The organism is Streptomyces sp. NBC_00582 (assembly GCF_036345155.1).
Lineage (GTDB): Bacteria > Actinomycetota > Actinomycetes > Streptomycetales > Streptomycetaceae > Streptomyces.
Window position 1 is genome coordinate 6,766,917 of the sequence record NZ_CP107772.1, and the last position, 11,456, is coordinate 6,778,372.

General features: G+C 68.9%; 17 protein-coding genes. 3 read left to right on the plus strand and 14 right to left on the minus strand.

Features of this window, described 5'->3' with window-relative positions; all coding sequences use genetic code 11:
* Nucleotides 1–392 precede the first annotated feature (392 nt).
* Nucleotides 393–704, plus strand: a complete 312-nt coding sequence (locus OG852_RS30415; protein ID WP_330349551.1) for a helix-turn-helix domain-containing protein — start codon at nucleotides 393–395, stop codon at nucleotides 702–704.
* A 7-nt stretch (nucleotides 705–711) separates the two neighbouring features.
* Here OG852_RS30415 and OG852_RS30420 read toward each other — a convergent pair whose 3' ends face one another.
* Both OG852_RS30420 and OG852_RS30425 read right to left on the minus strand, forming a co-directional pair.
* Nucleotides 712–1,128, minus strand: coding sequence for a hypothetical protein (locus OG852_RS30420; protein WP_330349552.1), 417 nt, complete (start codon nucleotides 1,126–1,128; stop codon nucleotides 712–714).
* A gap of 160 nt (nucleotides 1,129–1,288) precedes the next feature.
* A complete protein-coding gene (locus tag OG852_RS30425; RefSeq protein ID WP_330349553.1) occupies nucleotides 1,289–1,507 on the minus strand; it encodes a hypothetical protein in 219 nt (72 codons plus the stop codon).
* A 173-nt stretch (nucleotides 1,508–1,680) separates the two neighbouring features.
* Here OG852_RS30425 and OG852_RS30430 point away from each other — a divergent pair, with 173 nt between their 5' ends.
* Together OG852_RS30430 and OG852_RS30435 are read left to right on the plus strand one after the other, a co-directional pair.
* The gene (locus tag OG852_RS30430; RefSeq protein WP_330349554.1) at nucleotides 1,681–2,436 is read left to right on the plus strand and encodes a DUF6879 family protein; all 756 of its coding nucleotides are present in this window, start codon (nucleotides 1,681–1,683) and stop codon (nucleotides 2,434–2,436) included.
* Nucleotides 2,437–2,451: 15 nt separating this feature from the next.
* On the plus strand, nucleotides 2,452–3,306 hold the full coding sequence (locus OG852_RS30435) for a helix-turn-helix domain-containing protein (RefSeq protein ID WP_330349555.1): 855 nt from the start codon (nucleotides 2,452–2,454) through the stop codon (nucleotides 3,304–3,306).
* 66 nt (nucleotides 3,307–3,372) lie between these two features.
* On the opposite strand, the gene OG852_RS30440 is transcribed toward OG852_RS30435, so the two are convergent.
* The 12 genes from OG852_RS30440 to OG852_RS30495 form a co-directional block, all read right to left on the minus strand.
* The gene (locus tag OG852_RS30440) at nucleotides 3,373–3,792 is read right to left on the minus strand and encodes a hypothetical protein (protein WP_330349556.1); all 420 of its coding nucleotides are present in this window, start codon (nucleotides 3,790–3,792) and stop codon (nucleotides 3,373–3,375) included.
* Entirely contained in the window at nucleotides 3,789–4,400 is a 612-nt protein-coding gene (locus tag OG852_RS30445) for a DUF433 domain-containing protein (RefSeq protein WP_330349557.1), read from the minus strand. The genes OG852_RS30440 and OG852_RS30445 overlap by 4 nt, the downstream gene beginning before the upstream one ends.
* 161 nt (nucleotides 4,401–4,561) lie before the next feature.
* A complete protein-coding gene (locus OG852_RS30450) occupies nucleotides 4,562–5,203 on the minus strand; it encodes a collagen-like protein (protein ID WP_330349558.1) in 642 nt (213 codons plus the stop codon).
* Nucleotides 5,200–5,469 (minus strand): hypothetical protein, encoded by a 270-nt coding sequence (locus tag OG852_RS30455; protein WP_330349559.1) that lies wholly within the window; start codon nucleotides 5,467–5,469, stop codon nucleotides 5,200–5,202. Before OG852_RS30455 ends, OG852_RS30450 begins: the two co-directional genes overlap by 4 nt.
* A 32-nt stretch (nucleotides 5,470–5,501) precedes the next feature.
* Nucleotides 5,502–5,816: a hypothetical protein gene (locus tag OG852_RS30460; RefSeq protein WP_330349560.1), complete on the minus strand. Its 315-nt coding sequence runs from the start codon at nucleotides 5,814–5,816 to the stop codon at nucleotides 5,502–5,504.
* Between the two features lie 52 nt (nucleotides 5,817–5,868).
* Nucleotides 5,869–6,177: a hypothetical protein gene (locus OG852_RS30465; RefSeq protein WP_330349561.1), complete on the minus strand. Its 309-nt coding sequence runs from the start codon at nucleotides 6,175–6,177 to the stop codon at nucleotides 5,869–5,871.
* Nucleotides 6,177–7,085 (minus strand): peptidoglycan-binding protein, encoded by a 909-nt coding sequence (locus OG852_RS30470; RefSeq protein WP_330349562.1) that lies wholly within the window; start codon nucleotides 7,083–7,085, stop codon nucleotides 6,177–6,179. Before OG852_RS30470 ends, OG852_RS30465 begins: the two co-directional genes overlap by 1 nt.
* Nucleotides 7,082–7,342 carry a hypothetical protein gene (locus tag OG852_RS30475; protein WP_330349563.1) on the minus strand — a complete coding sequence of 87 codons (261 nt, stop codon included), beginning with the start codon at nucleotides 7,340–7,342 and terminating at the stop codon, nucleotides 7,082–7,084. Before OG852_RS30475 ends, OG852_RS30470 begins: the two co-directional genes overlap by 4 nt.
* A gap of 64 nt (nucleotides 7,343–7,406) precedes the next feature.
* Nucleotides 7,407–7,973 carry a hypothetical protein gene (locus tag OG852_RS30480; RefSeq protein WP_330349564.1) on the minus strand — a complete coding sequence of 189 codons (567 nt, stop codon included), beginning with the start codon at nucleotides 7,971–7,973 and terminating at the stop codon, nucleotides 7,407–7,409.
* An 8-nt stretch (nucleotides 7,974–7,981) separates the two neighbouring features.
* Nucleotides 7,982–8,479, minus strand: coding sequence for a hypothetical protein (locus tag OG852_RS30485; RefSeq protein WP_330349565.1), 498 nt, complete (start codon nucleotides 8,477–8,479; stop codon nucleotides 7,982–7,984).
* The gene (locus OG852_RS30490; RefSeq protein ID WP_330349566.1) at nucleotides 8,476–8,982 is read right to left on the minus strand and encodes a hypothetical protein; all 507 of its coding nucleotides are present in this window, start codon (nucleotides 8,980–8,982) and stop codon (nucleotides 8,476–8,478) included. Before OG852_RS30490 ends, OG852_RS30485 begins: the two co-directional genes overlap by 4 nt.
* Before the next feature lie 16 nt (nucleotides 8,983–8,998).
* Nucleotides 8,999–11,455, minus strand: a complete 2,457-nt coding sequence (locus tag OG852_RS30495) for a hypothetical protein (protein WP_330349567.1) — start codon at nucleotides 11,453–11,455, stop codon at nucleotides 8,999–9,001.
* Nucleotide 11,456: the final 1 nt, after the last annotated feature.

Below are 11,456 nucleotides of genomic sequence, written 5' to 3' on the forward strand. Positions count from 1 at the left end.
AGGGTGAGTGACGGGACTCGAACCCTTTTCTTGAACATACCGTGACCTGCAGCGATGTGGAATACCCGGACAAATGGATGTCATTCGATGTCGTTCGATGACGCTCAATGTAGCTCAGCGCGGGTCCGTGTTCCCGTGGGAACGGCCCTCCGGCTGGGGCTGCCAGGACCTCAGGGCTCTGAGTAGAAATGCGGCCATCCGCGATCACGGGAAATGACAGCGCCCCCGCACAGGGCGGGGGCGCCGCGGTCCCTCCCGTCCGCCTGGGGGGCAGGAGCGAGAGGGCCGAACGAGGAGGGGGGTACTCCGTTCCGTTTCCCCCTACCTCCAAGATCATGCAAATTAGGGTTGACCCTAATCACAGGAGATCATGGCGTCGACAGCGTGGACGGGTGTCACGTCCCACACCGCCCGACGACCGGGTCATCGCCCGCCGCCGCGAGGTGGGTGCACACATCCGCCACGTCCGCGAGTGGCACAACCTCAGCCAGCGCGAGTTGTGCGAGCGCAGCGGGATCGACGTGGCGAGCTACAGCCGCATCGAGCAGGGGCACGCTTCTCCCCGCCTGGACACTCTGATCAGGATTGCTGACGCCATCGGGGTATCCCTTGCCGAGTTGGTTGGTGGAGCGGCCGCCCCCGACGGGGGTGGCGGAGGCGGCCGCGCTCGGCCCGCTACCGGCTCGATCGGCGGAGGCCGGTAGCGGGGGCCTAGATGCGGGTGCCGATGGCGATGCTGTCGTCGTCGGCCAGCCTGAGGACCGCCTGGGTGATGATCCGTAACCGCTCCCCGCTGAGGTCAGACGCAGCGGCGAGCGGCGTGGAGCCGATGGACAGCATGCTCAGTACGAGTCCTAGGAACGCCCGCTGTTCGCTGTCCAGTGGCAGCGTGTAGAGGCGTCCCATCAGCCTCTCCCAGACGGCCACAGGCTTGCCCCTCTCCTGCACGATGAGGGCTGCCTGCACCGGGGGCAGGGCGAGGATGGTGCGTTCGTCGGCCAGCGCCTGGGCGGCGACGCGGGCGGAGGGCTTCTTCGAGGAGCGCACGATCGCGGCGCCGAGGGCTGAGAGGTCGTAGTCGGCCCGCAGGTCTTGGGAGGGCCGGGCGGGGCCGGGCGTGGCGGTCATTGCGCTCCCCGGTGGCACGAGCAGCTGCACCGGCGCACGAGGAGGATGCCCGTGGAGTGAGGCAGCGGTACGTCCTTCGTCTGCCGACACTGCGCGTGCACGTTCCTGTAGGCGGGCTGGCGGCCGAGCGTGCACTCGGCAGAGAGGTCTTCGGCGGTGGTCATGTGGTGGGCTCTCCTCGCTGGAGTGCGTGCGCGAGTCGCATGGCCACGTCCGCGCGGATCCGCCCGAGGTCGACGAGGTTGAGTGAGGGCGAGGCGGGGTCCGCCCTGAGGGAGGGCAGCACGATCCCGGCCTCGTCGAGCGCGGCGCGGAGGGACTCCACGGCGGCGAAGGCGTCGACGTCGTCGGCGTTGGGCGGTGCGGGTGCTGAGGCCATGAACAGGACGTTAGGAGCGGGACGTTGTGGGGCACCATCGAAGTTGCGCGAAGTTGCACACCCGTCGCCGCGAGTTGCGGGATGTTGCGGAAATGGCCCAGAGGAATCACAGCCACACGGCGCTCGTCTCGTAGACGCTAGGGGCCCCACCCGGTACAGCGAAGGGAAACGCCATGGCACGTCAACTGCGCTTCAACGGCACGGGTAGTGGGGTCAACGGATGCCCGTCCGTCCACGAGGACCTGGACACCGGGGACATCATCGTGCACGGGCCGGTACTCACCGACCCCGACGACGTCGCGCAGCTGCGCCACCTCGGCGAGGGCGAGGTGCCCATCGTGGTGCCGCGCGAAGTGCTCGTCGACTTCGGCCCCAAGGAGGTCAACCGCGTGCCGGACATCATCGGCCTGGACGAGTTCGACCAGTTGTTCACCCGCTTCGAGCACACCGCCTGGCGGCTGGAGACGCGCCGCCGCTATGCCTCGGACGAGACCACCGACACCTACGCCCAGTTCACCAGGGGCGAGCCCGTGAACTGGGACGGCGTCGACGCCGCATGGTGCGCCGAGCGGCGCGACCAGACCGCGCTGGGCAAAAGGTTCGAACGTGTCCGCATCATCGACACGCCGCCCACCACCGGCCAGCTCTATCTCCTCGACAACGCGCGCCGTAACAGCGCCGTCGGCGAGATCATCCTCAGCCTCCCCCGCTCGGATGCTGAGAGGGTGGGCCTGCCGCAGGAAGACTTCTGGATCTTTGACTCCAGGCTGGTCGCCCTGCTCAACTTCGACGACGCCGACAACCTCGTCAACGTCGAGCTCATCCGCGAGCCGGCCGCTGTGCTGCGGTACGCGATGGCCCGCGACGCCGCGATGCACCACGCCATCCCGTACGACGAGTACGCGGCGCGGCTGACCGCAGGAGAGTAGGCAAGGGGTGCGCCGGTGAGCACGGACTACCAGCAGGCACGAGAGGCCCTTGGAGTACGACTTCGTGAACTCCGGCTCTCCGCCCCCGGCGGCCGACTCACCGGTGCACAGCTCGCCGAGCGGCACGGTTGGAACAAGTCGAAGGTCAGCCGTCTCGAGAACGGGAAGCAGACCCCGACACCCGAGGACCTGCACTGCTGGGCGGAGGCCACCGGCCAGCCCGAGGCGTATGACGAACTGCTCGCCCGCCTGCGGGGCTTCGAGTCCCACATCCGCTCATGGCGTCGGCAGCTAGCGGCCGGGCACAAGGCCGTTCAGGACACCCACCTCAGCGCGCACGTCGACGCCACGGTGTTCCGCGGCTGGGAGACGTCCATGGTTTTCGGGATCCTGCAGACGGCTGACTACGCCCGGCACATCTTCACCCGGTACGCCGAGCTGCAGCGCACGCCCCGCGACGCCGAGGAGGCCGTGCGCTCCCGGATGAAGCGGCAGGAGGCGCTGTACGACGCCTCGAAGAAGTTCCACCTCCTGCTGTGGGAGCCCGCACTCCACACCTTGGTCTGCCCGCCCGCGGTCCTCACCGCTCAGCTGGACCGCCTAGCCGGCACCATTGGGCTCGACACCGTGGAGCTCGGGATCATCCCGCTGTCCGCGTCCGTCAAGATCCCACCGGCCACGGCCTTCTGGCTCTACGACGACCGGCAGGTCATCGTGGAGAACTGGCATGCTGAGCTGTGGGTCGACGACCAGGCCAGCGTCGACACCTACCTCCGCACATGGAGGACGCTGCGGGAGTCGGCGGTGTACGGGGCCGACGCCCAGCACGTGATCACGCGAGCTCGTCAGGCCATACACCCGCAGGCATGAGGAAACGGCCCCACCGCCGGAAGCAGTGGGGCCGTGGCGGTGCTCGAGAGCAGAGGCTGCGTTCGGCTACAGATTCAGTGGACTGATCTTGACTCGCTGCCCGACCTGTTGGGGGAAGTTCACGACTCGGAATGAGTGGGCTCCGGTCACCTCGGACAGTGCGTCGAGGATGTGCGGCATCGCGGCCAGGTAGGCGGAAGCTGTGGCGGCGATGAGCTGGAGCCCAGCCGCGTCGGGCTCGCGATGGCCGATCCAGTGGAGGCCAGTTTCTATGTACGCCGCCCGCTCGTCGCGGTTGGAGAGCTGGTTCCGGTCCTGCGTCATGATGGCGTCGAACCCGCGGCCTTTGACCTCCCGGATCAGGTCGGGGTCGAGGGTGCCGCGGAGTCCTTCGTCGTGTGCCGACGTGAACTCGTGGCGGAAGAAGACGGTGCGCAGCGGGGCGAGGACTGCTGGAGATTCGTTCTCGTCGAGGAAGAACTTCACGCTGCCGTCCTGCGGAGTTGAGTTACTTCCGCGTGAAAGTCCGCTGCGTCCACTGCGGCAGCTTGGGTAACGCTGGGGTAGAAGCGTTCGACGTCGTGGGGAGGGACGCCGCCCTCGACGAGCTTGGCGATGGTGTCGTAGGCAACTCGGGTGCCGGCGGCAGTGGGCCAGCCACCAAGGCGCTGCTGCTCAACCTCCACGTGGGGCCGAGGGCGGCGGAAGTCGACGACGCCTCGGCCTTGCAGATTCGTGAAGGGGGCGAAGGCGTCCTCGACGCTGAGGAGAATTTCCTGGCCGGGGCGTCGGACGAGGTCGATCGTCCGGTCGTGTTCCTTCAGGAAGACAGTGTCGCCGTCAGTGAGCAGTGTGTAGCGGGACGGGTGCTGTGTGAGGTCCCAGTCCCGCATAGTGTTCACAGCTTTTCGGATGCGTTGCAGGGGCACCTCGGCGCGCAAACGGACGAACATCCGCAGCGCCACGAGGTCACGGAAGGAGTACAAGACGGGGTTGCTCTGAACCTCGGGCTGGAGGAGATCCTTACGCCAGCTAGCGAGCTGCCACACGGACGCTCCTGTAAGCGCAGCCGTCAGGTCCACGGGGAATCCCATGGTGTCACCTCCTTCGAGCCTGACTTTGCCAGAATCTCCTATACCCCGTCGAGTCCGCCGGAGGGCGCGACGCGCTCCTTGTCGGCTTGTACAACCCGGGCATAACGAAGCGGCCCCCACCGCCGAAGCGGTGGGGGCCGTCGCTCGCTACCAGGTAGAGGTCATGGGTACTGCCGACGCTGAGGGTCCAACGCCAGCGCCAATGGTGCCGACGGTGAGCTGCCGCTGTCAGAGGGCCCGCCGTCCTGGCGGCACACCAGCGCGCTCGGGTCCCATGCCGGGGCCTGCAGGCTGTACCCGTCGGGGCACGTCGGCCCTGCCGGTCCCTGCTCACCGCGGTCCCCTTGGTCGCCCTGCGGCCCTTGCTGGCCCTGCGGCCCGGCCGGTCCGGTTGGACCTACTGGTCCTTGCGCTCCGTCTGTTCCGGGGACGCCGGCCGTGCCGTCCTTGCCGTCTGTCCCCGGGGAGCCGGACGGCCCGGGCTTGCCGGGCTGGCCTGTCTCGCCCTGCGGGCCGCGCGGTCCCGGGATGGGTACGGGGACGCGGGTCCGGTCGTCCAGGTCCTTCACGGCCTGGCTCGGGTCGGGTGCCTTCGGTGTCTCGCCCGAGGCCTTCACCTGCGCGCGCAATATGCGGACGTCGGAGGCCAGGGTGCTGACGGCCTCGCCCCGGCGGTCGGCCTCGTTGGCCAACTGTGTGTACCAGGACCATCCGATGACCGCCGCGCCGGACAGCGCGAGGAGCCAGCAGAAGACGGCGATCCACCGCCAGTGTCCAGCAAGAGCCCGTTCGGCACGGGTCACGATGGATCGCCTCCCAACTCGACGACTTTGACGCGCAGCCGTGCGATCTCTACCTGGTCCGTCACACGCTGCTCGAGCAGTAGAGAGATCCGGGTGTCACGCTCGGTCAGCTCCTTGCGGAGCCCGTCGCGTTCTTCCTGGATCTGGTCGATCTCGGCGTTCCAGCGGGTGGTGGCGTTCTCGCCCCGCTTGCCGAGGTAGGCCACCACCGAGCCGGACAGCACCCCGACGAGTGCCAGGACTGCTCCGAGGGTGGTGGCATCCAAGGTGGCTCCTTACTGGTGGTGCGAGCAGAGCGTCAGGACGTGCCGCTGGTCCCTGTGTAGGTGCCGGTGAGCGGCGGCAGGTCCGCGTCTGCCTTGGGGTACTGCGGGGGCCGGGCCCAGCCGAGGAGGATGCCGGCGAACGTCTGCAGGGCCGTGCCGCGCAGCCGGGTGCCGAGCACCTCGAGCCCGCGGAACACCCCGTAGTAGACGAGGACCAGGGCGACGTTGACCGCGTACTCCACGGCGGCGGAGTCGATGGTCACCCCGGCCTTGACGGTGAGGGTGAGCAGCCAGCCGGCCACCATCGGGACGGCGGTGCGCATGAACGATATGAACAGTCCGGGCATGACAGCCCCTTTCATGAGGCCGGGCCCTGGTGATGGGGCCCGGGGGAGAAGATCAGGCGGGGATCCACACGCCCTCGCGCACCCAGCCGTGCAGGTTGCAGCAGCGCCACAGCAGGGACGGCTCGAGGTGGAGCGGCTCGCGGGAGACGAGCGTGTGGTCGCTGGTGCTGGCCGCGACCCAGCAGCCGTCATGCACCGTGAGTTCAGCGGGTACGCCCTCGAGGGCCTTGCACCAGTGCCAGAACATCGGGTTGGCCGCGTGGCTGAGCCAGCCGTAGTAGACGTCGTCGGTGAGCTGGGTCATGCCCGCCATCTCGAGGCCCGGCCAGTCCGCCGGCGGCGTACCTCGGTCCTGGCTCATCAGATGTGCGGCACCTTCAGCGCTGCCCAGGACTTGGCGCCGGGCCAGCCGTCGGCGGCGGAGCCGGTGTAACCGAGCTTGCGCTGCCACTTCGCGTACGAGAGCCGGTCGGCCTCGGTCCACTGCGGGCCCGGGCCGGAGGAGTAGGCGGAGCAGCCGACGGCGGCCAGGCGCTTGCCCATCGCGGTGACGATCGCCGACTTGGGGTTCTTCTTGAACCAGTCGGTGCCGGGGAACGGCTGATAGACCGGGTGCTCGGTGGCCGGCGGGGCCGGCGCCCCCGCGGCCTGCTTGGCGTAGCCGAGCAGCTTGGCGAAGTCGATCGAGCCCGGGTCGCCGTGCACGTTCTCGGGGGCGTGCATGTGCCCGCACACGCCCTTGAACGCGTCCCACGTGGTGCCGCTCATCCGGGCCTTCGTCGCCCCGTACGACGAGGGGTAGGCCGGCCACGATGCCGGGCCGGACAGCGGCACGCCGTGCTGCTCGTGCATCCAGGCGAGGAACTCGGCCACCTCGCGCAGCGCCCAGTCGGGGGCCTCCGGCCAGTAGATGTGCGCCTGGCCCGCCGCCTTCCACTTCGCGTGGGTGTCCGGGGCGCAGGTGCCGACCAGCTCGACCTGGCAGACGTTGTTCGTGTTCGTCTCTACCCCGCCGCGCAGGTTCACCAGGGCGCGAGCGGAGGTGTCGATGTTGAAGTGCTGGAACCACTTCAGCTTCTTCGCCGAGAAGTCCGGCACCGCGGTCAGCGTCGGGGCGCTCCCGCCTCCCCCGTAGTCCGGGAGCGTGCGGCCCTCGGTGGTGTGCAGGACGACGACATTGACCTCCATCTTGTCGCCGCCGAAGGTGCCCTGATACCAGTGATCCCGGTTTGCTTCCGGGTAGATCTGCGGTCCGCTCGCTACCGTCATCGCGCACTCTCCGCGGGGACCTTGATGTACATCGGCCGGATGGTGAGCGAGAGGTTCCGGCTGTGCACGTCGTGGTGACCGGACGCCTCGACGAACACGCCCTTGGGCCCGTGCTCGCTCGAGGGCCAGGCGGTGAGCTCGGCCAGGATGAGCGCGCGCAGGGCCTCGAACTGCGAGCTGTCGCCCTGGCACTCGGCGGCCTTGACCTGCTCGACGGCGTCGGCGACGAGGCCGGCCGCGTGGATGCTGAAGCTCATGGTCATCTCCTTGGGCATGAAGAACGCCCCGGCCTGCGGCGCGGGGCGGGCGGGTGGAGGACGGTCAGGGGGCGACGGCTTCGCGGCGCACCCTGATCAGCGTGTATCCGGGGTCCCCGGCGACCTTGTCGCCGGACACTGCGGCCGTGGAGTGGCCGTCTGCGCGCAGGGCCACGACGATCCGGTGCGGTGTCCCGTCCACCCGGCACGGCCAGTCCGCGGGGACCTGCCACAGCGCCCCGACTTGGAACGGCAGGTGGTGGATGTCGTCGGTGACGTTCATTCCCCACGAGGGGGCGATCTTCGTCCAGGGGCGTTCGGACACCTTCGGCACGAGGCCGTCCGGGCCCGGTTCGGGGTCGCAGTCGTAGATCCACAGGTGCGCCCCGATCCCGACCGGATAGTCGAGTTCGCTGGTGACGCGGGCCCGGGCGTCCACGGTCAGGATGTCGCCGGGGTCGACCGGCACGACGATCGTGGCGACCGTCCGCCAGGTGTCCGTTGCCGTGTCGACGGGGATCTCGAGGTTGGCCGTCGTCACGTCGTTGGAGTAGAGCCCCTTGAGGACCAGGTCCCCGGTGACACGCACGACGTATGTGGCCGGGGCGACGTCGATGGTGGTGGCGGTCACGGGGCTCCTTACGCTGCGGCTTCGTAGGCAATGGACCCGCGCATGATGTCGCCGGAGGCGAGCGTGGCGGGGGTGGTGGCGGTCATGTTCGAGGCGTTCGCCGGGGTCGCGGCTGTAGGGAAGGTCGCGTTGAACGCTGAGCCGCCGGAACCGAGGAACAGCTGACCGATGTAGGTGGACCCGGAGGTGAGGCGGGTCCCGCCGATGGCGTCCACGCTGGACGAGGCCGCCGCGCTCGGCACCCCGAACGAGTAGGCGCCTGAGCCGTAGGTGGTCGAACTGCCCATGGTGAGCCTGAACGCGACAAGGGTGGTCCGGCCGATCTTCATGTACCGGCCGTTGATCGTGCCGTTGTTGAGGACCGGGTTGGTGGTGGCTGCTGTCCACGTTGGGGTGTACGTGGTCCAGGCGGCGAACATGCTGTTGAACTGGTCGCGGATCTCCTGGTTGAGGAGTGCGGCGGTGACGACCTCGCCGACCACCCAGGTCCTCGGTGCGAACGTCACTGCGAGGCCTCCTCAATCAGGGGTGCGAGCGACGGGCGCCGGGAGGCCGAGAGGAGTCCGGCCGCGGCCGCGGTCTCGGCCACCATTCCGTTGAGGACCTGGTCCGACGACTCGGCCGGCCGGTCCCAGGCCGGATCGTTGTCGTGCCACCAGTTCCGTTCGTGCGGCAGCTCGTCGGCGATGAGGGCCTCCGCGGCCGCCGGGTCCTCGGGGAACACCAATCGGATCCAGCCGAGGCCGCACTCGGTGCACGCCATCCTTGGGTCGGCCGGGGTGACGACCTGAGCGGACCCGCACGGGCAGTCGGCGACCCACCTGTTGTGGTTGATGCGGGCGTAGGCCTGCTGGCCGAGGAGGTATCCGACGGGTGGGACCAGGCGCCGCTGCTGGCGGTGCTCCGCCCAGCGGAACACCCGCTCGGCGGGGGGCACCTCGTCCCAGGCGGCGGGTTGGCGGGGCGGCGGCAGGTAGAACGTCTCGGCGCGCACGACGGCGATGGCCACGGCCGATACCTCCCTTTCAGTAGGCGAGGCGGGTCGTGGACCCGAGGACGGAGTAGGTGGTGTCGTCCAGCACCCACACGGAGTCCGTGAAGGACGCGCTGGTGTGGAACTGGATGTGGTGGCTGCGCTGCTTGATCGTCTCCGTGTAGCCCTCGACGGTGACGCGCAGGGTGGAGGCCGGCGCCTGCGACGGCAGGCCGGTCACGGAGAAGTACGAGCTGATGTCCGTGTCGAGGATGTCCAGGTAGTTGGACATCGTGAATGCCTCGATCGGCACCTCGCGCAACTCCGGCGAGGGGTCGGCATACCGGGACACCAGCCAGTACGCCGCGTCCAACACTGAGTTGTCGTTGGTCTTGAGGATGTTCAGCGACCGCGAGAACGGGCCGAACGCCAGCACGCTCGAGGGCGCCGTCACCCGCTGGGTGGCCCCACCCGGCCGGACCGCTTCGACGTCGTTGACCAACTTCTGGTCGTCGTCGGCGAGCGAGACGTTAGCCGTCTCCAGGTCGGCGTAGGCGATCGTGAAAACCTCGGACGCAGAGTCCGGGTTGTATCGGACATCCCGTGACTGGTAGGCGATCCCGAAGTAGTCGCGCTGCGCGAACAGCTTGCCCGACTCGGTGCTTTCGACTTCGCGCATCCGGGCGACGACCTGGCTGCCGCCGGGCCCTTGCGAGGCGATCGGGTCGTGGGTGCTGCCTTCGATGTACACCTCGATGATGCCCGCGTACTGGGCGAGCCGCTGGATCCGGTCGTCGGCGTCCTCGCCCGCGTACCCGTTCACGCCTCCGCCGTAGTGGAGGGCCAGTGCGGAGCCGATGAAGTTGGTCGCGTACACGGCGACGTGGGCGAGGGAGCCGTCCCACAGGCGGGTGCCCCGGTAGCCGCCGATGTTCAGGTTGCGCTGGTCCTGGCCGACCGTGACGGCGGCGAGGCTGGCGTCGACGAGGACGCCGTCGACCCACACGCTGCCGCTGAGGACCTGGTCGTAGACGACGTGGTGCCAGTTGCCGTCGTTGAGGCCGCTGGTGGAAGCCACGGTCTCCACGGTGAGGGTGGAGGCGCCGGTGGCCGTCCACTCGACCTGCATGGCGCCGCTCGCGGAGAGGGACAGCACGTGCACGTACTGCAGGTCAGTCGAGTACAGGCCGAGGATCGCCCGCCCGGTGACGGTCGTCTTGAACCAGGCCTCCATCGCTGGACGCGCGGAAGACAGCTCGTTCGCTGCGGCGGCGCCCATGTCGACCAGCAGGTACTTGCCGTTGGTGGAGCTGGACGGGGTGAAGGTGGGTGTGTTCTCCCCGGTGGCGGCGGGCCCCGTGTCGGCGGCCATGGTGAGGGTGCCGCCCGTTCCGGCCTGGGTGGTGGCCATGGATGGCAGGCCGTTGCCGGACAGGTCGCCGGCGGTGGTGGAGTCGGCTGGCTCGGTGAGCGGGTAGAACGCCACCGGCTCCAGCTGGATGATCTCCTCGGCGACCATGGATCTGAGGACGGGCATCCGGTTGAGCCGCTTGAACAGGTCCGTCGCGCTGATTGTGACGGTGGAGCCCAGGCCTTCCCATGTGACGGGGAAACCGTTGACCATTCCCCAGAAGCGGGGGCGGATCTCGGCGCCGACCAGGTCCCACTCGATGTACCCGGCCGTGCCTCCGGTGCGGGTGGTGGGGAAGTCAACCGCGTGGGTCTGGCTGGTGACCCACGACGGGGTGGCCAGGGTGCGGCGGGTGGTCCAGGCGAATCCGTCGCCAGAGGTCTCCCAGTAGACGGTGCCGCTGGCCTCTCGCACCCGTAGCCACGCGTGGTCGATCGCCGAGTAGGTGAGGTTGGTGGGGGTACCGTCCGAGAACGACGTCTGCGACTGGGCGCTGATGACGCCAGTGGAGGCGTCGTACCGCCAGCCGATCCGCGTACCCGACGTGGTGCTGGTGACCCACATGCTCGCGGCGCAGTTCGACGACCCGTTCAATGCCGGCACCGTGGACAATTTCGCCGTGAGCTTGCTGCCGACGAGCGTCCACTGCCGGGCCGACGTGAAGTTCGTGTCCACGCCAGGGGCCAGCGTGATGCGCAGGCGGCCCTCGCTCGTCTCGACGCCGGCGCCGCCCGTGTTCGTCGGCCACAGCGTGGTGTTGACCCGGCCGTCGTCGAAGTCGTCGCCGAGCATCGCGAGCGGGTAGGGCGCCGACCCGGACAGCGTGGGCATGACCGCCACCGCGATCCTGATCGGGGCGTTGCGCCGCACGAACGGCCAGTACGGGCTGGATGCGTTGCCGGCGGTGAAGCGGCCGTCGCTGTTGTCCAGGCGCAAAGTGGCTGTCCCCGGCTGGGTCTCCGACAGTTCATCAGAGGCCCCCCGGTCGATCGTCACTCCGGCTTTGATCACGTCGACGTAGGTGCTGATGTCCGTCCAGGTGATGGTGGCTGGCAGCTGCACCAGGCCGCCCCAGCCCATCTCGACGAGCAGCGGCATC

Excerpts from the sequence above, each read along its gene's own strand:
- OG852_RS30420 (WP_330349552.1), bottom strand. The coding sequence starts at position 1,128 with ATGACCGCCACGCCCGGCCCCGCCCGGCCCTCCCAAGACCTGCGGGCC.
- OG852_RS30425 (WP_330349553.1), bottom strand. The coding sequence starts at position 1,507 with ATGGCCTCAGCACCCGCACCGCCCAACGCCGACGACGTCGACGCCTTC.
- OG852_RS30430 (WP_330349554.1), top strand. The coding sequence starts at position 1,681 with ATGGCACGTCAACTGCGCTTCAACGGCACGGGTAGTGGGGTCAACGGA.
- OG852_RS30445 (WP_330349557.1), bottom strand. The coding sequence starts at position 4,400 with ATGGGATTCCCCGTGGACCTGACGGCTGCGCTTACAGGAGCGTCCGTG.
- OG852_RS30460 (WP_330349560.1), bottom strand. The coding sequence starts at position 5,816 with ATGCCCGGACTGTTCATATCGTTCATGCGCACCGCCGTCCCGATGGTG.
- OG852_RS30465 (WP_330349561.1), bottom strand. The coding sequence starts at position 6,177 with ATGAGCCAGGACCGAGGTACGCCGCCGGCGGACTGGCCGGGCCTCGAG.
- OG852_RS30470 (WP_330349562.1), bottom strand. The coding sequence starts at position 7,085 with ATGACGGTAGCGAGCGGACCGCAGATCTACCCGGAAGCAAACCGGGAT.
- OG852_RS30475 (WP_330349563.1), bottom strand. The coding sequence starts at position 7,342 with ATGAGCTTCAGCATCCACGCGGCCGGCCTCGTCGCCGACGCCGTCGAG.
- OG852_RS30495 (WP_330349567.1), bottom strand. The coding sequence starts at position 11,455 with ATGCCGCTGCTCGTCGAGATGGGCTGGGGCGGCCTGGTGCAGCTGCCA.